The 21,590-nt window shown below is 36.9% G+C and carries 21 protein-coding genes; 19 read left to right on the top strand and 2 right to left on the bottom strand.

Going from position 1 to position 21,590, the window contains the following annotated elements; translation table 11 throughout:
* The first annotated feature begins 244 nt into the window (after window positions 1–244).
* From TE34_RS11365 to spoVM, 14 genes are all read left to right on the top strand, one after another.
* A complete protein-coding gene (locus TE34_RS11365; RefSeq protein ID WP_053075065.1) occupies window positions 245–1,126 on the top strand; it encodes a YicC/YloC family endoribonuclease in 882 nt (293 codons plus the stop codon).
* A gap of 71 nt (window positions 1,127–1,197) precedes the next feature.
* Window positions 1,198–1,458 carry an extracellular matrix/biofilm regulator RemA gene (remA, locus tag TE34_RS11360; protein ID WP_047984936.1) on the top strand — a complete coding sequence of 87 codons (261 nt, stop codon included), beginning with the start codon at window positions 1,198–1,200 and terminating at the stop codon, window positions 1,456–1,458.
* A gap of 26 nt (window positions 1,459–1,484) precedes the next feature.
* On the top strand, window positions 1,485–2,105 hold the full coding sequence (gmk, locus tag TE34_RS11355; protein ID WP_047984935.1) for a guanylate kinase: 621 nt from the start codon (window positions 1,485–1,487) through the stop codon (window positions 2,103–2,105).
* The gene (gene rpoZ / locus TE34_RS11350) at window positions 2,102–2,302 is read left to right on the top strand and encodes a DNA-directed RNA polymerase subunit omega (protein WP_047984934.1); all 201 of its coding nucleotides are present in this window, start codon (window positions 2,102–2,104) and stop codon (window positions 2,300–2,302) included. Before gmk ends, rpoZ begins: the two co-directional genes overlap by 4 nt.
* 104 nt (window positions 2,303–2,406) lie before the next feature.
* On the top strand, window positions 2,407–3,612 hold the full coding sequence (coaBC, locus tag TE34_RS11345; protein ID WP_084710689.1) for a bifunctional phosphopantothenoylcysteine decarboxylase/phosphopantothenate--cysteine ligase CoaBC: 1,206 nt from the start codon (window positions 2,407–2,409) through the stop codon (window positions 3,610–3,612).
* On the top strand, window positions 3,609–6,017 hold the full coding sequence (gene priA / locus TE34_RS11340) for a primosomal protein N' (protein ID WP_047984932.1): 2,409 nt from the start codon (window positions 3,609–3,611) through the stop codon (window positions 6,015–6,017). The genes coaBC and priA overlap by 4 nt, the downstream gene beginning before the upstream one ends.
* A 15-nt stretch (window positions 6,018–6,032) precedes the next feature.
* Complete coding sequence (fmt, locus tag TE34_RS11335) at window positions 6,033–6,974, top strand: methionyl-tRNA formyltransferase (protein ID WP_047984931.1); 942 nt, start codon at window positions 6,033–6,035, stop codon at window positions 6,972–6,974.
* 2 nt (window positions 6,975–6,976) lie between these two features.
* Window positions 6,977–8,326, top strand: a complete 1,350-nt coding sequence (gene rsmB, locus TE34_RS11330; protein ID WP_047984930.1) for a 16S rRNA (cytosine(967)-C(5))-methyltransferase RsmB — start codon at window positions 6,977–6,979, stop codon at window positions 8,324–8,326.
* A gap of 91 nt (window positions 8,327–8,417) precedes the next feature.
* On the top strand, window positions 8,418–9,179 hold the full coding sequence (locus TE34_RS11325) for a Stp1/IreP family PP2C-type Ser/Thr phosphatase (protein ID WP_047984929.1): 762 nt from the start codon (window positions 8,418–8,420) through the stop codon (window positions 9,177–9,179).
* Window positions 9,173–11,203 carry a Stk1 family PASTA domain-containing Ser/Thr kinase gene (pknB, locus tag TE34_RS11320; RefSeq protein WP_047984928.1) on the top strand — a complete coding sequence of 677 codons (2,031 nt, stop codon included), beginning with the start codon at window positions 9,173–9,175 and terminating at the stop codon, window positions 11,201–11,203. Before TE34_RS11325 ends, pknB begins: the two co-directional genes overlap by 7 nt.
* The gene (gene rsgA / locus TE34_RS11315) at window positions 11,204–12,085 is read left to right on the top strand and encodes a ribosome small subunit-dependent GTPase A (RefSeq protein ID WP_047984927.1); all 882 of its coding nucleotides are present in this window, start codon (window positions 11,204–11,206) and stop codon (window positions 12,083–12,085) included.
* 1 nt (window position 12,086) lies between these two features.
* Complete coding sequence (gene rpe, locus TE34_RS11310; RefSeq protein ID WP_047984926.1) at window positions 12,087–12,743, top strand: ribulose-phosphate 3-epimerase; 657 nt, start codon at window positions 12,087–12,089, stop codon at window positions 12,741–12,743.
* An 8-nt stretch (window positions 12,744–12,751) separates the two neighbouring features.
* Window positions 12,752–13,396, top strand: coding sequence for a thiamine diphosphokinase (locus TE34_RS11305; RefSeq protein WP_047984925.1), 645 nt, complete (start codon window positions 12,752–12,754; stop codon window positions 13,394–13,396).
* Between the two features lie 49 nt (window positions 13,397–13,445).
* Window positions 13,446–13,529, top strand: a complete 84-nt coding sequence (spoVM, locus tag TE34_RS11300; protein WP_047984924.1) for a stage V sporulation protein SpoVM — start codon at window positions 13,446–13,448, stop codon at window positions 13,527–13,529.
* Window positions 13,530–13,964: 435 nt separating this feature from the next.
* Here spoVM and rpmB read toward each other — a convergent pair whose 3' ends face one another.
* Window positions 13,965–14,153, bottom strand: a complete 189-nt coding sequence (gene rpmB, locus TE34_RS11295; RefSeq protein WP_047984923.1) for a 50S ribosomal protein L28 — start codon at window positions 14,151–14,153, stop codon at window positions 13,965–13,967.
* A 271-nt stretch (window positions 14,154–14,424) separates the two neighbouring features.
* Here rpmB and TE34_RS11290 point away from each other — a divergent pair, with 271 nt between their 5' ends.
* Together TE34_RS11290 and TE34_RS11285 are read left to right on the top strand one after the other, a co-directional pair.
* On the top strand, window positions 14,425–14,787 hold the full coding sequence (locus TE34_RS11290) for an Asp23/Gls24 family envelope stress response protein (RefSeq protein WP_047984922.1): 363 nt from the start codon (window positions 14,425–14,427) through the stop codon (window positions 14,785–14,787).
* 32 nt (window positions 14,788–14,819) lie between these two features.
* A complete protein-coding gene (locus TE34_RS11285) occupies window positions 14,820–16,481 on the top strand; it encodes a DAK2 domain-containing protein (protein WP_047984921.1) in 1,662 nt (553 codons plus the stop codon).
* Between the two features lie 45 nt (window positions 16,482–16,526).
* Here TE34_RS11285 and TE34_RS11280 read toward each other — a convergent pair whose 3' ends face one another.
* Complete coding sequence (locus tag TE34_RS11280) at window positions 16,527–17,798, bottom strand: NCS2 family permease (RefSeq protein ID WP_047984920.1); 1,272 nt, start codon at window positions 17,796–17,798, stop codon at window positions 16,527–16,529.
* A 160-nt stretch (window positions 17,799–17,958) separates the two neighbouring features.
* Here TE34_RS11280 and sdaAB point away from each other — a divergent pair, with 160 nt between their 5' ends.
* Genes sdaAB through recG form a run of 3 tightly spaced genes read left to right on the top strand, consistent with a single transcriptional unit; the run spans window position 17,959 to window position 21,573 of the window.
* Window positions 17,959–18,621, top strand: coding sequence for an L-serine ammonia-lyase, iron-sulfur-dependent subunit beta (gene sdaAB, locus TE34_RS11275; RefSeq protein ID WP_047984919.1), 663 nt, complete (start codon window positions 17,959–17,961; stop codon window positions 18,619–18,621).
* A 14-nt stretch (window positions 18,622–18,635) separates the two neighbouring features.
* On the top strand, window positions 18,636–19,505 hold the full coding sequence (gene sdaAA, locus TE34_RS11270) for an L-serine ammonia-lyase, iron-sulfur-dependent, subunit alpha (RefSeq protein ID WP_047984918.1): 870 nt from the start codon (window positions 18,636–18,638) through the stop codon (window positions 19,503–19,505).
* Between the two features lie 34 nt (window positions 19,506–19,539).
* The gene (gene recG, locus TE34_RS11265; protein ID WP_047984917.1) at window positions 19,540–21,573 is read left to right on the top strand and encodes an ATP-dependent DNA helicase RecG; all 2,034 of its coding nucleotides are present in this window, start codon (window positions 19,540–19,542) and stop codon (window positions 21,571–21,573) included.
* Window positions 21,574–21,590: the final 17 nt, after the last annotated feature.

The following is a 21,590-nucleotide window of genomic DNA, read 5'->3' as shown; positions in this document are numbered from 1 at the left end:
CCTAAAACCCTTCATAATTATTTGTGAAGGGTTTTTTCTGTTGAATGTTTTCTAGACATATGGACAGGAGAACCTTCACACGCCACTTTCTCGATCTTCAATAAGCACCAACTTTATAACTTGATTCTAGTTTCCAAAAAAGGAACTATCTTTTATTTTACCGCTATTAGATACATGCTAGGATCCGATACCCTATGAAAGATATGTTATAATAATTGTTAGTTTAATGAAGTAGGTGATGATTTTGGCAAAAAGTATGACTGGTTATGGAATAAGTACGTTCGAGTTGGATAGTACATCCATTTCAGTAGAAATTAGAGCGGTAAATCATCGTTTTCTGGATATTGTTCCGAAATATCCGAGGACATTTTTATTTTTGGAAGATAAAATAAAACGAATAATTAAATCATACTTCAACCGGGGACGGATTGAAATACATGTTGACTTGGATGGAAATAGTTTTGTCGATAAATCTATTGTAGCGGATTGGGAGTTAATGGATCAGTTTGTACATGAGCTACAAAAAGCGAAAGAAAGATATTCTTTGAGTGGAGATATCCAGATCTCCATGATTACTGAACTTCCAGATCTAATAACCGTACATGCAAATGAAGATAAACCAAGTGAGCTACAGGAGTTATTACTAACTTATGTAGAACGAGCCTGTCAACAGGTTTTAGAAATGCGTTTGGAGGAAGGGAAATATCTGATTGAAGATATTATAAGACGTGCCTCAGCTATCCGGGATATGGTATTATTATTAGAAGGTAGAAGAGAAGCAGTAATAGAAGAATACCGCAATCGAATAAAGAAACGTATTGCAGATTTTGTTGATAAACAGATTAATTTGGACGAAGGAAGGATCCATCAGGAAATAGCCATGTTAGCGGAGAAGGGCGACATTTCAGAGGAAATCACGAGATTATTAAGCCATCTCGATCAAATGCAAGAGATTTGTAATAGTGATGAGCCAATTGGAAGAAAGCTTGACTTTATCGTTCAGGAAATGAACCGTGAAGCAAATACGATCGGTTCTAAATCATCGGATTCAATGATAGGCGAGTGGACAGTAGAATTGAAGAGTGAAATTGAGAAAATTAAAGAACAAGTCCAAAATATCGAGTGAAACTTGGTAGATACTTTTATTTTCATGAAAAAGCCTATATAATAGTTTAGAATGATTAAGGGGGAAGTTACGTGGGTTTACAATTAATTAATATTGGATTTGGGAATGTTGTTTCAGCTAATCGCGTTATTTCGATTGTATCGCCAGAATCGGCTCCAATAAAAAGAATCATTACAGTTGCTAGAGATAATAATAAGCTAGTAGATGCTACATATGGAAGAAGAACTAGAGCTGTAATTATTACTGATAGTGATCATGTAGTATTATCAGCCGTACAACCTGAAACGGTCGGACAGCGTGTGTTGAGTCATGAAGAAATGACAGATGAATAGAACAGAGCAATTTAGGAGGAAATAACTTGATTGAAGAGAAAGGCATATTATTTATTCTCTCAGGGCCATCTGGTGTAGGGAAAGGGACAGTAAGAAAAGAACTCTTTGAACGGAAAACAGAGCTACGTTATTCCATTTCAATGACAACAAGAGAAAAACGCCCTGGTGAAGTTGATGGTGTTGATTATTTTTATCGTTCAAATGAAGAATTTGAAAAACTAATTGAACAAGGTAAACTGTTAGAATACGCTAAATTTGTTAATAATTATTATGGAACACCAAAGGATTACGTATTAGAAACACTGGATAAAGGGCATGATGTTTTTCTAGAGATTGAAGTTCAAGGAGCTATGCAAGTAAAGAAGAACTTCCCAGAAGGTGTTTTTATCTTTTTGTTCCCTCCTAGTTTAGAGGAACTAAAGAACCGAATTGTTAATCGTGGAACTGAAAATGAAGAAGTTATACTCAATCGATTAAAAGAAGCACGCAATGAAATAGAAATGATGGATGCGTACGACTATGTCGTGGTTAATGATGATGTGGAGCAAGCAGTTGCTAGAATACAATCTATTATACAAAGTGAACATTGCAAGCGAGAACGCATCGCCGCACAATATAAAAAGTTATTGGAGGATGAATTATCATGATGTTAGAACCATCAATTGACCAGTTACAAGAAAAAATTAGATCGAAATATTCACTTGTCACACTTTCGGCAAAGAGGGCAAGACAATTACGTGAGGTTAACAATCTTCGAATTGAAAATCCAAAGTCTCATAAGTATGTTGGTATGGCACTAGAAGAAATCGCTGCAAACGAACTTAAATTAGAAGAAGACCAATAAAAGTAGTAAATCCCTTGCATCTTAGAATGTAAGGGATTATTTTTTATTTGTAAATTATGGTATAACTAGACTAGAAGATTTATTACTAGAAGGGTGTTTGTATTATGCAAAATAAAAATGTTCTGCTTGCCGTAACAGGTGGCATCGCTGCATATAAAGCATGTGCATTAACAAGTAAATTAACCCAACAGGGCGCTAATGTAAAGGTAATTATGACTGAATCAGCATCAAAGTTTGTATCACCACTTACTTTTCAAGCATTATCACGAAACCCAGTATATACGGATACATTTGATGAGAAGGATCCGGAAAAAATCGCTCATATCGATTTAGCTGATTGGGCAGACATATTCTTATTAGCACCAGCAACAGCAAACATAATTGGAAAAGTTGCTAATGGTATAGCCGATGATATAGTTTCTACAATTATTCTAGCTACAAAAGCGGTTGTGTATATTGCACCTGCAATGAATGTGAACATGTATGAACATCCAGCGGTTATAAAGAATATGCAAGTATTAGCTGACTTTGGCTATCATTTTATTGAACCTGGAGCAGGTTACCTTGCTTGTGGATGGGTGGGCAAAGGAAGATTAGAGGAACCAGAAACGATTATTGACGTGATAAAAACACACCAAGGTAATCGTCAGCTATTAGCTGGTAAGAAAGTATTGATTTCTGCAGGTCCTACAAGAGAAAGAATTGATCCTGTACGGTTCTTTTCCAATCGGTCTACGGGAAAGATGGGGTATAAATTAGCAGAAGCCGCCTATGAGCTTGGAGCGGATGTTACGTTAGTTTCAGGACCGGTAGATCTTAAGAATCCAACTGTTGGAATTAAGCTAATTAATGTCACTACTGCACAAGAAATGTATGAAGCCATGACAGATAATTTCCCTAACCAAGATATAGTTATTAAAGCCGCAGCAGTAGCAGATTATCGTCCTAAGATAACGTATGATGAAAAAATGAAAAAGCAAGACGGAGCACTACAAATAGAGCTTGAGAGAACCCAAGATATTTTAAAAGCGCTAGGTAATAGGAAGACAAATCAGTTTCTAGTCGGATTCGCTGCAGAAACACAAAACCCAATAGAGTATGGTACGGAAAAACTGAAGCGCAAGAATCTTGATGCAATTGTTATCAATAATGTTGCGCAGGAAGGTGCTGGATTTGGTAGTGATACAAATATTGTGACGTATGTAAATAGAGAATTGGAACAACACGATATTCCACAAGCATCAAAAAAGGAAGTAGCCAATGAACTATTTAAACTTATTTTACAAGATATGAAGGATGAGAAGGCGTGAGTATAGCTAGTGTTATTGTTGATGTTCAAGCGAAGTCCATCAATCAAACATTTGATTATATTATTCCAGAACGGTTCAAAGAAATATTAACCATGGGAATGCGTGTGGTAGTACCATTTGGGCCTAGGAAAATAACAGGATTTGTTGTTGGGATAAAGGATACTTCTGAATTTGATAAATTAAAATCTATTATTGAAGTATTAGACATTCAACCAGTGCTTACAAAGGAATTACTCGAACTTGGAAAATGGGTTGCAGAAGATACGTTAACGATGTACATAACAGCCTATCAGGCGATGTTACCGCAAGTATTAAAGGCACAATATAAAAAAGAACTCGTAAGAAATATCCAAGAACCGTTGGCAGACGAATTGGAATATTTGTTTGCAGGTAGAGATGTCATAAGCTTTGAAGAATTTGAACAGTCTCAGGTTCCATATTCTAAGTTGCAGAAGGCTATTCATGACACTTCTATATCTATTGAGTATCTTGTGAAATCAAAGATTACAAAGAAGTTAATTACGATAATTGAACCTAATAAGGATAGCTATTTATTAGAAGAGGCTTTGCTAGATTTACCACAAAACGCTAAAAAACAAAGGCAAGTACTATCCTTCTTCATTCAATTTCCAGAACAAATTGAGCAGAGTAAATTATTTAAATTAACAAATTCGAATCGAACGGTTATTAAAGCTCTTCTAGAGAAAGAACTATTAAAAGAGTATAAAAAAGAAGTATATCGTAATCCTTATGATGAGGAAGCTTTTGAAAGAACGGAGCCTTTAAAATTAACGGAACAGCAGGAATTAGCATTACAACCAATTGTTGAAAAGGTGAACCAAGTTGAACATGATGTGATTTTGGTTCATGGAGTTACTGGTAGTGGGAAGACGGAAATCTATTTGCAAGCTATACAAGAAGTAATAAAGCAGGGAAAAGAGGCAATTGTTTTAGTACCTGAGATTGCTCTGACTCCTCAAATGGTAAATCGGTTTAAAGGTCGTTTTGGTAATCAAGTTGCAGTAATGCATAGTGCCCTTTCTAATGGAGAGAAGTTTGATGAGTGGAGAAAAATTCAAGCTAAACAGGTTAGTGTAGTAGTAGGTGCAAGGTCTGCTATTTTTGCTCCCTTTGAGAATCTCGGTATCATTATAATTGATGAAGAGCATGAAACGACATATAAGCAAGAGGATCAACCGAGGTATCATGCTAGAGATATTGCAATTAAACGTGGCCAATATCATAACTGCCCAATTGTATTAGGAAGTGCAACTCCAACACTTGAATCATACGCACGGGCTCAAAAAGGAGTCTATAAACTAACAACACTGGACAAGCGAACCAATGAGAATGCGATGCCAAAAGTAGAAATCGTTGATATGCGAGACGAGTTACATAGTGGAAATCGTTCCATGTTTTCTATGGCTTTAAAGGAAAGTATGGAAAGTGCTATGGAACGCGGTGAACAGATTGTTTTATTACTAAATAGAAGAGGATATTCTACGTTTGTTATGTGTAGAGAATGTGGACATGTAAAACAATGTCCACATTGTGATATCGCTCTTACTTATCATAAGCAATCGAATCACCTAAAATGTCATTACTGTTCATATGAAGAGCCTATGCCTATGCAATGCCCAGAATGTAATAGCGACTCCATTCGCTATTTTGGTACTGGTACCCAGCGTGTGGAGGAATCCTTACAGCAACTCATGCCACATGCCCGTGTTATACGGATGGACGTGGATACAACTAGAAAAAAAGGCGCACATGAAAAGTTATTGAAGAAATTTGCAAACAAAGAAGCGGAAATTTTATTGGGAACACAGATGATAGCAAAAGGACTCGATTTTGCTAATGTTACATTAGTTGGTGTATTAACTGCTGACTCGATGTTACATTTGCCTGATTTTCGCTCGAGTGAGAAAACCTTTCAACTATTAACCCAAGTTAGTGGGAGAGCAGGAAGACATGAATTACCTGGTAAAGTCATTGTTCAAACCTATACACCAGAACATTATAGTATTCAATTAGCAAGTGATTACGACTTTAACCAATTCTTTCTACGTGAAATGCAAATTAGGAAGACTTTCCGATACCCGCCTTACGTATATTTAGCATTAATTACCGTCTCACATCCTAATCATTTAAAAGTCGTACAAATAACACAACGAATTGTACAATTACTGTTGAAGGTTGTCGGTGACGATACGGTCGTGCTCGGTCCAACCCCTTCACCAATTTCAAGGATGAAAGATAGATATCGCTATCAATGCATGATAAAATACAAAAATGAACCTAATCTTCGAAAATACGTCAAGAAGATTATCGATCAATTTGCAGAAGAAGTACGAAAAGAGGACATATTAATTACTGTTGATATGCAACCATATCACCTTATGTAGAAAGAAGGTATTTAGATGAAGCGGATTGTATTTATGGGAACACCAGATTTCTCGGTTCCTATTTTAAATAAATTAGTATCTTCAAGTTATGAAGTAGTATTAGTAGTTACACAACCAGATCGACCAAAAGGAAGAAAGAAAATAATTACTCCACCTCCTGTAAAGGTCGAGGCAGAGCTACATGGAATTCCAGTATATCAGCCGGAAAAAATCAGAGATGAGTATCAAGAGATTTTGGACTATAATCCTGATATCATCGTAACAGCTGCTTATGGACAAATCCTACCTAACGAATTATTGGATGGACCAAAGTATGGATGTATTAATGTCCATGCATCATTACTTCCAGAATTACGAGGTGGAGCTCCTATACATTATGCAATTATGGAAGGTAAAAAAGAGACAGGTATTACAATTATGTATATGGTTGAAAAACTAGATGCTGGGGATATCCTGACACAAAGAAGCATTCCAATTGAAGAGAACGACCACGTTGGGTCGATGCATAATAAATTATCTGCTGTAGGTTCACAGTTACTTTTAGAAACATTACCTAAACTGTTTAACGGGGAAATAACTCCTACTAAACAGGATGACGCAAAGGCTACTTTTGCTTCTAACATTAAGCGTGAACAAGAAAAAATTGATTGGAATCGTACACATAGAGAGATATACAACCAAATACGCGGTTTACACCCTTGGCCTGTTGCTTTTACAACTTATCAAAACCAAACGATGAAGATTTGGTGGGGTGAACCGGTTGAACAGGACCTTCAAGGAGAACCAGGTGAAGTTGTTGAGAAAGAGAATGATGCAGCATTTATTGTTACCTGTGGAAATGGGAAAGGCATCAGGCTAACAGAGATTCAACCTGCGGGAAAAAAAAGAATGACCGTAAAGGACTATCTACAAGGATCAAGTGATAGAATTCAAATCGGTACTAAAATGGGTGAATAATAATGAGTAAATATCTTCTTAGAAATACAATTATTGATTTATTGCTTCGAATTGAGCAGGATAGCGGTTATAGCCATCTGCTAATTAATCATGAAATACAGTCAAAAAAAATCTCCCCCAAAGATGAAGGTTTATTGACAGAGATTGTTTATGGGACCATTCAGCGTAAGATGACGTTAGATTATTATATCGATCATTTTATTAACCAGAAGAAACAAATTGCCCCTTGGGTGCGTATGTTGCTGCGTATGTCAATTTACCAAATGGTCTACTTAGATAAAGTACCTGACCATGCAATCATTCATGAGGCTGTAGAAATTGCCAAAAAGCGAGGGCATAAGGGAATTGCTTCTTTAGTTAATGCAGTACTAAGAAAGATTCAACGTGAAGGTGTTCCGGAAATAAGTAAAATAGATGACCAAGTCAAGCGTCTAAGTATAGAAACTAGCCACCCAGAATGGCTAGTAAAGCGTTGGATAGACCATTATGGCTATGAAGTTACGAAAGAAATGTGTGAAGCAAACCTACAACATAAGCCAATGTCTGTACGTATTCAACCAATGAAAATTTCTAGAGAAGAAGCAATAAACCAGTTAGAACAGGAGGGTTATGAAGTGTCTCCTTCCATTTTTTCCGAGCAAGGTATTCTCATAGAAAAAGGAAATATTTTAAGGTCTGCTTTGTTTGAAAAAGGTTTATTAACTATTCAGGATCAGAGCTCTATGTTAGTTGGTGAAATGATTGATGTGCGCCCGGGAGATACCGTTTTGGATGCTTGCAGTGCTCCGGGAGGAAAAGCGACACACATCGCTGAAAAAATGGAAAATGAAGGCGTTGTTCATGCGCATGATTTACATAAGAAAAAAATCAAACTTATTCAAGATAAAGCGAAGGATTTAAATCTAACCATTATAGATGCAGAGGAAATGGATGCAAGAAAATTAACAGAGCGCTATCAAGCAGAATCCTTTGACCGAATTCTGGTTGATGCCCCATGCTCGGGACTAGGGGTCATGCGTGGTAAGCCAGATATAAAATACAATAAAACTTTAGCTGATATTGAAAGATTGTCAGAAATCCAGAAAGATATTCTTACAACCATTGCTCCATTACTAAAACGCGGTGGATTATTAATGTATAGTACATGTACGGTAGATCCTATTGAAAATGAAGAAGTGGTACAGGATTTTTTAAAGAAAAATCCTAATTACGCGGTTGATAAGAATCTCTTTAGTGAGTTACCTAAAGAACTAAAGGAATCTAGCGGTATTACAGAATATGGGTTTCAACTTTTTCCTCAGACTTATCAAACAGATGGCTTTTTCTTGACAAGATTAATAAGGCAAACTTAAATATTAAAAATACCAGAAAAAGGATATTCTTATCTGGTATTTTGTGTAATACTTATATAAAAACAGTGATGCTCGGATAAGGGGTGGTTGTATGGAAGGACATTTTTTGACGGATCGTGGTCAAGTAAGAAGTCACAATGAAGATTCTGGTGGAATATTTTCCAATAATCATGATCAGTATTTAGCAATAATTGCTGATGGTATGGGAGGACACCAGGCTGGAGATGTTGCTAGTGAAATGGCAACCACGATCCTGGAGGAGAAGTGGCGGATAAATAATGGCGTTACATCCCCTGAGGAAGCAGAAGAGTGGCTAGAAAAAGCATTAATTGAAGCGAATTCTTCCATCTTTCAACGTTCAAAAGAGAAGGCTGAGTGTCAAGGCATGGGGACAACAATTGTGGTCGCCGTTTGTACAGAGGATTTTATAACTGTTGCTCACATAGGTGATAGCAGATGTTATTTATTTAATGAATATAGCTTCAAGCAAATTACAGAAGACCACTCTCTAGTTAATGCTCTAGTGCAATCCGGACAAATTTCTAAAGATGATGCACTAGTACATCCAAGAAAAAATGTTGTCTTACGAGCGCTTGGTACTAGCGAATTGGTAGAAGCGGACATTCAGACAATAAATTGGGAGGATGGAGACAAGCTTTTATTATGTTCAGATGGATTAACAGATAAAGTTCTAGACGGGGAACTTGAAGAGTCTATGAAATCGACTAATCAAATAGATCAGGTTGGGAAGCATCTCGTGGATTTGGCAAATGAACGTGGTGGGGAGGATAATGTTTCGCTTATTATTATACAGCACGAAACGTCAGTGGAAGAAGGTGAAGCCTCGTGCTAAATGGTCATCTACTAAGCGATCGTTATCAAATCAGGGAGAAAATTGGCGGAGGTGGAATGGCAGATGTTTATCTTGCGAAGGATATCATCTTAGATCGTAGCGTTGCTATCAAAGTACTACGATTAGAATATGCCAATGATGAAGAATTTATTGCACGATTTGACCGTGAAGCCCAATCAGCAACAAGTTTATCGCATCCCAATGTCGTTACCATCTATGATGTAGGTGAAGAAGAACAGATTCTATATATGGTAATGGAATATGTAGATGGTATGACACTTAAGGAATTTATTCAACGATATGGTCCAATTGATGTGCCTGAAGCAATTGAAATTATGAAGCAAATCACAGCAGCAATTGCACATGCGCATGAGAACGGGATTGTGCATCGTGATATTAAGCCTCAGAATATCTTAATTGATACATATGGTCATGTTAAAGTAACAGATTTTGGAATTGCAGTTGCGTTGAGTGCAACTTCATTGACACAAACAAATTCAATTTTAGGATCTGTACATTATTTATCACCTGAACAGGCAAGAGGTGGAATGGCGACCAAGAAATCTGATATTTATTCGTTAGGGATTGTGTTCTTTGAGATGCTAACTGGTAGGCTCCCATTTTCTGGTCAGTCACCCGTATCGATTGCCCTTAAACACTTACAAAGTGAGACTCCGTCTGTACGACGATTTAGTCCCGATGTACCACAAAGTGTTGAAAATATCGTATTAAAAGCAACAGCAAAGGATCCTTTTCATCGATTTAACACGGTTTATGAAATGGAAGATACGCTGGAAATTGCTCTTTCTCCTGAAAAGTTGGACGAGCCAAAATATACGGCTCCAACAGAAGTTGGGGAGGAAACAAAGGCTATTCCAATAATCACGGAAAACCAATTACAAAACATTCATCAAGATACGATTGTCCATCAAGCAAATGCAGAAACGAAAAAAGTTGGCAATAATGGACAAGTTCCTCCTTCTAATTTAAATAATAAGAAAAAGAAAAATAAGAAGCTACTAATAACTTCCATAATTCTTTTTCTACTATTAACTGGAACACTAATTGCTGCTTTTGTTGTTCCTAGTTTAACAAAACCTAAGGACGTTACTATTCCTGAAATTATCGACTCTGAATATGAGGATGCTAAAGAAGAATTAGAACTCCTTAACTTAAAAGTAGAGCGAAAAGATGAACCACATGAGGAAATAGAAGAAGGAAAAGTCATTAAAACTAATCCTAGACCTGGAAGAACCGTAAAAGAAGGGCATACAGTTACTGTATATGTAAGTGAGGGTAAGAAAAAACAGGAATTTGATGATTATACGGGTAGGCAGTTTAGAGATGCAGAGCGACTACTAAACGAAAAAGGCTTTTTGAATATTAGAACCGAAGAAGTATTTTCTGATCGTCCAGTTGGAGAGATTGTTAGGCAGATTCGACCTGAGCCAAATACAGAAGTAGTACCAAGTGAGACTTCAGTTCTGTTTGAGATTAGTAAAGGGAAAGAGCCAGTTGAAGTTGGTAATGTTGTAGGATCTACTGTGGATGAAGCAAAGGCTTATTTAGAAGCAAAAGGCTTGATTATGGTAGTACATGAAGAACATTCTGATACTGAACCTGAAGGAAGGATAATAAGACAAGATCCCCAACCAAGTGAAACACTGAATGAGGATGATACGGTAAACGTATATGTTTCCTTGGGGCGTGAAGAGCCACCATTTATAACCCGAGCTGTGCCTTTATTTATTGAGTATACAGCAGACGATACCGAACAAAGTGGAACTGAAAATGGAGAAGAGAATCCAGAAAGCGAACCTATTCCTCAAGAAATTAAGATTTATGTGCAGGACATGGTAAATTCGGATATTACGGTTGTTCAAACACAATTTAATATTTATGAGGATACAGAGAGAACAATTGAGGTAGTAATTGAACGAAATAGTGAAGCGCGTATTATAGTATGGCGTGATGATGAAAAGATTGAAGACCAAATTATTCCATATAAAGAAGAAGGTGAATAAATGCCAGAGGGCAAAATAGTTAAAGCTTTAAGTGGATTCTACTATGTACAAACGACAGATGATCTTTACCAATGTAGGGGTAGAGGGGTATTCCGCAATAAGAATATTACACCACTTGTTGGTGACACCGTATCCTTTGACTTACGGGAAGAAAAGGAAGGTTATATTACTGAAGTAAAACAAAGGACGAATGAATTAGTTCGTCCTCCTATTGCCAATATAACGCAAGCAATTATTGTTAGTTCTGCTGTTTCCCCAGACTTTAGCACGACTTTGCTGGATCGTTTTCTAGTGTTAATTGAAGCCAAGGGGATTACTCCAACCATTTTTATAACAAAAATAGATCTTTTAACAGAGGAACAGCTAATAGATATAAGGAAATTTCAAGCAGATTATAAGGCAATAGGGTATAAAATTGAAATGTTTTCTACGAAGCAACCTGATGATTTAGACCGAATAAAAGCTTATCTAAAAGATGAAGTCACAGTGATTGCAGGTCAATCAGGTGTTGGAAAATCATCACTAATTAACGTGCTAAGCCCTGAGACAAGCTTAAAAACAGCTGAAATCTCTAAAAGTCTAGGACGTGGTAAGCATACAACTAGACATGTTGAACTCATTGAAATTAATGGTGGATTAGTTGCAGACACACCAGGTTTTAGTGCTTTAGATTTTAGTGAAATAGAAGCGGATGAATTATCCTATTGCTTCCCAGAAATGCGTGAACTTGTAGACTCCTGTAAATTTCGAGGATGTTTACATAAAAAAGAACCAAAATGTGCTGTTAAGGCAGCAGTAGAAAATGGAGAACTTCCAGAATATCGCTATGAACATTACATTAGCTTTTTGGAAGAAATACAAACACGAAAGCCGAGGTATTAACATGGTTAAAATAGCACCCTCCATATTATCAGCTGACTTTGCTAAGTTGGGAGAGGAAATTAAGGAAGTTGAACAAGGTGGAGCAGATTATATTCATGTCGATGTAATGGATGGCAACTTTGTACCCAACATTACTATCGGACCATTAATCGTAGAAGCGATTAATCCGATTGCGACAATACCATTAGATGTTCATTTAATGATTGAAAATCCTGATCAATATATTTCATCATTTGCTAACGCAGGTGCCTCCATTATTACCGTCCATCAAGAGGCTACTGTTCACCTACATAGAACGATTCAGTTAATTAAAGCAAACGGTGTAAAAGCAGGAGTTGCAATTAATCCTGGTACACCTGCTGAAATGATTAAAGAGGTATTAGCAGATGTGGATTTAGTGTTAGTAATGACAGTTAATCCAGGATTTGGTGGGCAATCTTTTATTGAGTCTACAGTAAAGAAGATCCAACAGATAGCTGCTTGGAGAAAAGAATTTGGTAATTCTTTTGAGATAGAAGTTGATGGCGGTGTTAATGTATCTACTGCAAAAAAATGTGCGGACGCAGGTGCTGAAGTGCTAGTGGCAGGTAGTGCAGTATATAATCAATTAGATAGAAAACAAGCAATCCAAGATATTCGTAGAGCAGCAGAAGTGTAGGAGTTTGTATGTATACGGTTGCTATTGTAGGAAATGGCCCTTCAGATTTATTCCCAAATTTATCGAAATTTCAAAGTGAAATTGATTGTTGGATAGGGGCAGACAGAGGGGCTCTTTCTATTATTAAGAACAATATCCCTTTGGATTATGCAGTAGGAGATTTTGATTCAGTTACTAGTAGTGAACTAGAAACAATAGAAGAGTATGCAAAAAGCATTGAACTTTTTCCAATAGAAAAAGATCAAACTGATTTGGAATTAGCACTTAGTATTGCTTTTTCTTTAAACGTAACTAGGATTTACTTTTTTGGTGTTACCGGTGGGAGAATGGATCACACGTTAATCAATATTCAGTTACTGAATCAAATAATTAATCAAGGTATACAAGGATATATAATCGATAAATATAATCAGTTGGAATTGTTTTATCCCGGTACTTATACTGTAACATTCGATAGTCTCTATCCAACAATTTCGTTTATCCCTATTACTCGAGAAGTAATTGGGTTAACTCTAGAAGGATTTTATTACCCTTTAACGAAAGCTAGAATAATGATGGGTTCTACTCTTTCTATTTCGAACAAGCTTATAAGAAATAATGGTACTTTTTCGTTTGAAGACGGCATAGTATTAGTTGTAAGGAGTCGTGACTAGTTAGGTGGCGATTCGCGTATGCGTGTTTGAAACGGAGGAGGGCGAACTTATGAAATTTTATACTATTAAGCTCCCTAGAGTACTCGGAGGATTTGTACGTGTTGTGATCGGTATTTTTAAGAAAGAGAAGTAAGGTGTTCTTTGCTTTTGTCAATAATTGGCAGAAGCTTCTTTTTTTGATTTAACTTATAGCCAAGTCCGCGGCCCGAATACACTTCGCTTTTACTTCCAGCACAGGGGTAACATCTGCTCGATAGTACCTCGCAGTGTTTTCCTTGCCGTGGGCGGCTGGTGAGCCAGGCAACTACTTGAAATTACTTCTTCGCAGCCTTGCACCGAGGAAGCTCGCTTCGTAGCGATACTAGCAGACGCAGGTGCATCACCGGGGTCTCACCTAAGCCTATCCTCCCACAAGAGTCTTCGTGTATTCGGGCCGCTCAGTGCATGTATTAGCTTTAAGGATTATGAAATTAATAAAAAACTAATTAGACAGATAGAAAAAAGCACCCGTTTAGTTTGGGTGCTTTTAGCTAATAACTAATGTATCAGTAAAATGAATAGGTATATATTATACGCGTTCCACTTTACCTGATTTAAGTGCGCGTGCAGAAACATAAACACGTTTTGGTTTTCCGTCTACCATTATACGAACTTTTTGTACATTAGCTTTCCAATTACGTCTGTTGGAATTCATAGCGTGTGAGCGTTGATTTCCACTAGTTGTTTTACGTCCGGTAACAACACATTTTCTAGCCATGTTATCCCTCCTACTCTGTAGCATTAGTCAATTTAATACTTATACAATTTACCATAACTAAGAAGAGATTGCAATAAGTATATAAAGAATTTTCACTTGACAGAATGGGTGGAATCGTTCATTGTTATAAGAGGCGAAAACTCACGCCTGCATTTTTACATACATTTATATTCGTCAAGATCAATCTAACTAAAAGTTATACACGATGTGCAAAAACATAATAATTGTAGTAAAATATCGATAAGATCTTGTTGTTTAAAGGAGGATAAAAATGTCCATAGAATTGAATATGAAAGATGGTCATGTAACCATAACGAATGAAGTTATTGCTACAATTGCTGGTGGTGCAGCGGTTGAATGCTACGGTATTGTTGGTATGGCATCAAAGAGTCAGATCAGAGATGGTATTGCTGAAATTCTTCGTAAAGAAAATTACTCTAGAGGAATCGTAGTAAGACAAGAAGACAATTCATTACATATAGATATGTATATTATTGTTAGTTACGGTACCAAAATCTCTGAAGTAGCTCATAATGTTCAATCTCAAGTGAAATACACGTTGAGTAAAACTCTAGGACTTGAAATTGATTCCGTAAATATTTACATACAAGGGGTACGTGTAGCAAAAGATTAACTTTGCACGCCTTTTTAGAGGGAGGAACTATTGTGGCAGTACAAAAGCTAGATGGCGTTACATTTTCACAAATGGTGTTAACTGGAGCACACCATTTAACAAATAACGCCAAGAGAATAGATGCATTAAATGTGTTTCCGGTGCCAGATGGTGATACTGGAACAAATATGAATTTATCAATGACTTCTGGTGCGAACGAAGTGAAGAAGTCTAAATCTGAAAATATTTCAGAAGTTGCTAATGCCTTTTCGAAAGGTTTATTAATGGGTGCTAGAGGGAATTCTGGTGTTATTCTTTCCCAAATCTTTAGAGGATTTGCTAAAGGTATGGAGAAGAAGGCGTCCTTGAATACGAATGATTTAGCTGTAGCTTTTGATACAGGTGTTCAAACGGCGTATAAAGCAGTAATGAAACCTGTAGAAGGAACAATATTAACAGTTGCTAAAGATGCTGCGAAAAAAGCAGTGGAAATTGCAGACCAAGAAGATGATATTATCAGTATGATGGAGAAGGTATTACTAGAAGCTAAAGCTTCCTTAAAACGTACTCCAGATTTACTTCCTGTATTAAAGGAAGTTGGTGTAGTTGATTCGGGTGGTCAAGGACTTGTAACGGTCTATGAAGGTTTTTTAGCTGCACTAAAAGGTGAAGAACTTCCAGAAGGTGTAGAAGAAGTTGAAATGGAAGAAATGGTGAATGCGGAACATCATAAATCTGCACAAGATTTTATGGATACATCTCAAATTGAATTTGGATATTGTACTGAATTCATGGTGAAATTTGAAGAAGACAAGTTAGCAGATAATCCTTTTGATGAGACTGACTTTCGTAATGAATTAAGTGATCATGGCGATTCGTTATTAGTTGTATCTGACGAAGATGTTGTAAAAGTTCATGTTCATACGGAATACCCTGGTAATGTACTAACCATTGGTCAACGCCATGGAAGCCTTATTAATATGAAGATAGAGAATATGCGTGAGCAGCATACTGCAATTGTTGGTGATAAGCCTAAAGATAGTGTACCAAAAGAGAAGGTGGACTTTGGTATAGTAACGGTTGCGATGGGTTCAGGTCTTAAAGCTTTATTTGAAAGTCTCGGCGCAACTGTAGTTATCGAAGGTGGACAAACCATGAACCCAAGTACGCAAGATATTACAGATGCTATTGAAAAGGCAAATGCTAAGAATGTCTTAGTTCTTCCTAATAATAAAAATATTATAATGGCAGCTGAGCAGGCAGCAGAATTAGCCGGTGATAATGTTGCTGTAGTTGCAACTAAAACAATTCCTCAAGGTATAAGTGCATTATTAGCATTCCATCCTGAAGAAGACTTAGAAACAAATAAAACGAATATGACTGATTCTAGCTCTCACGTTAAAACGGGACAAATTACTTACGCAGTAAGAGATACCCAAATTGACGGGATTTCTATTGAGAATGGAAACTTTATGGGAATTGCTGACGGAAAAATCGTTGCAACTCATAAAGAACGCTTAGAAGCAGTGAAGTTGTTGTTCCAAGAATTAATAACCGAAGATGATGAAATACTAACCATTCTATCTGGTGAGGATGTCTCAGAAGATGAAGTGAATGAATTAGTTGGATTTATTGAAGAAAATTATGAAGATGTTGAAATTGAAGTTCATAATGGAAACCAACCAATTTATTCTTATATATTCTCAGTTGAATAATAAACAGGACATAAAAAAGATTCGCCTACAAAAGGCGAATCTTTTTTATATACCTGCAATTTTTATAACAAAGTCACAAACAAACAATAAAGAAATAATCATAATAGCTGCTGATAATTCTTTCTGTTTACCTAATGCTAGCTTTACAATTGGATAGGCGATAAAACCGAATGCCATTCCATCTGCTATGCTATACGTAAAAGGGATCATTACGATAATTAGAAATGCAGGAATAGCTTCAGAAATGTTATCTAAAGGAATGTGACGAATATTTTGCACCATTAGGAATCCTACGATGATTAAAATAGGGCTAATTGCTACGTTTGGTATCATCGTAATCCAAGGAATGATGAAAATTGTTGCTAGGAATAAAAGGCTGGCAATGATTGCTGCAAGTCCTGTTTTTCCTTTCGATGCTATTATCGCTGCATTTTCTGCCGCGGATACAGTTGGAGAAGTCCCTAAAAAGGCACATGTTAAAGAAGAAATAGCGGTTGTTTTATAGCCTCTATTATACGATTTCTCATCTTGGTTTAGCATGTTTACTTGACCATTTAACAAACCCATGTTTTCAAATATTAGGATCATTGCTAGCGGAAATACTGCAAGCCAGAATGAAAGCTCATCGATTGCAGTAAAAGCAGGGATGAAGACAAAGCTACTAGAAATCCCATCTAACTTTGTACCTGTTTCGATGATGCCAAATATAGAAGCTAGTACTGTACCAATTACCATTGTGATTAAGAAGTTAGCTGGAATATTTTTTACAAATAGAAAGATTGCGATGAACAATGTTAAAATACTAACAAGTATAATCGGAGAACTAAAGTCGCCTATCGCAATTATGGTATTCTCCCCGCTAGTAATTAAACCACTTTTCTCTAATCCAATTAGTATTAAGAAAAGGCCTAGGCCGACACTAATCGCATGTTTTAAAGAGTCTGGAATAGCTTCTTTTAATCGAACGCCTAATTTGGTAAACGCAGTTAATAAGAATATGGTAGATGCAACTAATACTACTGCCAATCCTTCTTGGAAGGTTAGTCCACTTCCTTGAACGATAGAATAGGCAAATAATGCATTGATACCCATTCCAGGAATTAATATTAGTGGTAATTTACCATAGAAACCCATTATTAATGTCCCTACAAAACTGGCCAAAATAGTAGCTATCATACCAGCTTCAAGTGATATACCTGCTTCACTTAAGATTGAGCCATTAACTACAACGATATAAACGGTTGTTAAATATCCTATTATTCCAGCTATCAGTTCATTTCTGAATGCTGACTTCTTACTTTCTGGACCTAAAGGCATGTAATCTCCTCAATTTTTACTTATCCCTCTCCCACCCGATTAAATAAATAATCAATTTAAATCTAAAAATCTATAATCCACAAATGATTATTATAATAGTTTTTGATATAATTTACAATAGGTGCGAAAATTCATAAGGTAATGAAGGCGGTGTCAGTAAATGAAATATAATTCTGTTTTTGATATTATTGGTCCAGTAATGGTTGGTCCATCCAGTTCACATACTGCAGGAGCTGCTCGTATAGGGCTCGCTGCTCGTAATTTATTCGGAAGAGAACCCAAATGGGCCAAAATTCATTTGTATGGTTCGTTTGCTAAAACTTATCAAGGTCATGGTACAGATTTCGCTTTAGCTGGCGGACTGTTAGGATTTGAAACAGATGACACACGTATGAGCAAGGCGTTAAAATTAGCTAAAGAAAAAGACTTGAAAATCGACTTTATTGAAGATAGTGCAAAGACAGATCATCCTAATACTGTACGACTTGTTATTGGGGATGACTCCGACCAATTGGAGATTGTCGGTATTTCCATTGGTGGTGGGAAAGTGGAAATTACAGAATTAAACGGTTTTGAACTAAGACTTTCTGGTAACCACCCGGCCATTCTAATTATGCATAATGATAGATTTGGTGCAATTGCATCCGTAACGAAAATACTGGCTAAGCACGAGATAAACATCGGACATATGGAAGTTAACCGTAAAGATGTAGGAAAAGAAGCATTAATGGTAATTGAAGTGGATCAAAATATTGAAGATGATATATTACTAGAATTGGAAAAGGCTGATCATATTATTCAAATTGCTAAAATTGTTAGCTAAAGGGGAGAATAACGATGTTCCGAACAGTTGCGGAATTAGTAGAGATTGCAGAGAAGGAAGATATCCTAATCTCCGAAGTAATGATTCGACAAGAAATGGATGTTAAAAATAAATCGCGTGATGAAGTATTTGCAGAAATGGAAAAAAATCTGCAAGTTATGGAAAAAGCAATTGAAGATAGTCTGAAAGGTGTTCATTCTGTAACTGGTTTAACCGGTGGGGACGCTGTTAAAATTCAACAATATATGAAAGAAAAGAAACCATTATCCGGACATTTGATGCTTGACGCCGTTAGTAAGGCGATGGGAACAAATGAAGTAAATGCTGCGATGGGAGTTATTTGTGCGACACCTACTGCAGGGAGTGCTGGATGTGTACCTGGTACATTATTTGCAGTTAAGGAACAATTAAACCCAACCCGTGAACAAATGATTCGATATTTATTCACCTCGGGAGCTTTTGGTCTAGTTGTAGCTAATAATGCTTTTATTTCTGGTGCAGCAGGAGGTTGCCAAGCAGAAGTTGGTTCAGCTGGTGCAATGGCAGCCGCTGCTATAGTAGAAATGGCAGGCGGATCACCACAACAATGTTCAGAAGCATTTGCTATAACGTTGAAAAATATGTTAGGGCTTGTCTGTGACCCTGTAGCAGGACTAGTTGAAGTTCCATGTGTCAAGCGTAACGCAGCAGGTTCTTCCTTAGCAATCGTTTCAGCAGACCTAGCTTTGGCTGGTGTAACTAGTCGTATACCATGTGATGAAGTTATTGGTGCAATGTATCGAATTGGTAGACAAATGCCAAGTTCTTTGCGCGAAACAGGTGAAGGTGGGCTAGCAGATACCCCAACAGGAAGACTATTAAAAGAAAAGATTTTTGGCAAATAGGAATGTAACAAGTCAGTAGAAAGAGTGATCGATGATGCTAGATTATTCAGTATCAGATATAAAAGGTATAGGAGAAAAATTTGCAGAGGATCTTCAAACGTTAAATATTCATACCGTAGAAGATCTTTTACTACACTTTCCTTCTAGATATGATGTTTTAGAAATACTACCTCTAAGTGAATTGATTCATGAGGATAAAGTTACGATTGAGGGAAGGGTAATTAGTGCCCCTTCTCTTTCCTTTTTTGGTAGAAAAAAATCCCGACTTTCCTTCAATGTTGAGGTTGAAAATATTGCTGTCAAAGTAGTGATGTTTAATAGGGCATTTGCTAAAAAACAGATCCAAATAGATGATGTAATTACACTAACCGGTAAATGGGATGCACATCGCTTACAAATAACAGTTAGCAATTATCAAAAGGGCTCCATGGAAAAATCCTCTGATATACAGCCTATATACTCCGTTAGAGGAGATGTGACGACTTATCGTCTAAAAAAGGCAATCCAACAAGCAATTCAGGATTATGGAAATCAAATGGAGGAAATTTTACCACAAGATTTGTTGACAACTTATAAGATTCCTAGTCGTAAGGATGCTATTAAAACAATGCATTTTCCAGCAAGTCGAATTGCTTTAAAACATGCTCGAAGAAGATTCACCTATGAAGAATTTTTATTATTTCAGTTGAAAATTCAAATCTTACGAAAGAGACGCCGTGAGGCTACCACAGGTAATGTTCAAGACTTTGATGAGTCAAAGATACAGCGTTTTATCAGTCAATTTCCTTATGCTTTGACAAATGCTCAAAATAAATCCCTCAGGCAGATATTAGCCGATATGAAGTCTCCATATCGTATGAATAGATTGCTACAAGGAGATGTAGGGTCTGGGAAGACAGCTGTTGCTGCTATTGGTCTTTATGCAACTATTACAGCTAATAAGCAGGGAGCATTGATGGTTCCTACAGAAATTCTCGCTGAACAGCACTATCAATCATTAAAGGAAATGTTTGGCGAGTTAGCAAGGGTTGAACTATTAACGGGCTCTATCAAAGGGAAAAAGAGAAAAGAAATCTTATCAGACTTGGAGAACCATAATATCCATATACTTGTTGGAACCCATGCCTTAATTCAAGATGATGTACATTTTAAAACCCTAGGATTGGTTGTTGTGGATGAACAGCATCGCTTCGGTGTAGAACAAAGACGGACATTATCTAATAAAGGGTTGCATCCGGATGTTTTGTTTATGACAGCAACACCAATACCAAGGACCTTAGCAATTACTGCGTTTGGTGATATGGATGTCTCTGTTATTGATGAAATGCCAGCTGGCAGAAAGGAAATTGAAACGTATTGGACAAAAGCTAACACGTTTGATCGGGTACTTGGTTTCATTGAAAAGCACGTAAATAATGGGGAGCAGGCGTATATCATTTGTCCTCTAATCGAAGAGTCCGAAAAGCTAGATATCCAAGATGCAGTTGATCTATATAATCAGTTAGTTGAATATTATTCATCTACTATTAATGTGGGATTAATGCATGGAAGATTACCTGCGGATGAAAAAGAACAAGTAATGAAACAGTTCGCGGCTAATGATGTTCAAGTGCTTGTTTCTACCACCGTAGTTGAGGTAGGTGTAAATGTCCCTAACGCAACCATTATGGTCATCTATGATGCCGAACGCTTTGGATTGTCACAGCTACACCAATTGAGAGGAAGAGTTGGTAGGGGGGATAAGCAGAGTTTTTGTATTTTAATTGCTGACCCTAAAAGCGAGACAGGAAAAGAGCGAATGCGAATAATGACTGAAACTAACAATGGGTTCGAACTTTCTGAACAGGACTTAAAACTGCGTGGACCTGGTGACTTTTTTGGTACGAAGCAAAGCGGACTACCTGACTTCAAAGTTGCCGATATGATACATGATTACCGAGCACTGGAAACAGCAAGAAATGATGCTCAGGAAATCATTGAATTAGATTTACTTGAGAATGATGTAAAGTACGAGAAGTTGAGGATTTTCTTAGAAAATGAAGGCGTTTTTGACACCGTTCTTGACTAATTCATACTTGCATAATT

The sequence above is a fragment of the Ornithinibacillus californiensis genome (assembly GCF_001038485.1).
GTDB lineage: Bacteria > Bacillota > Bacilli > Bacillales > Amphibacillaceae > Ornithinibacillus > Ornithinibacillus californiensis.
Note: the sequence above shows the minus strand (reverse complement) of the source record. Positions and strands in the feature narration are given on the sequence as shown.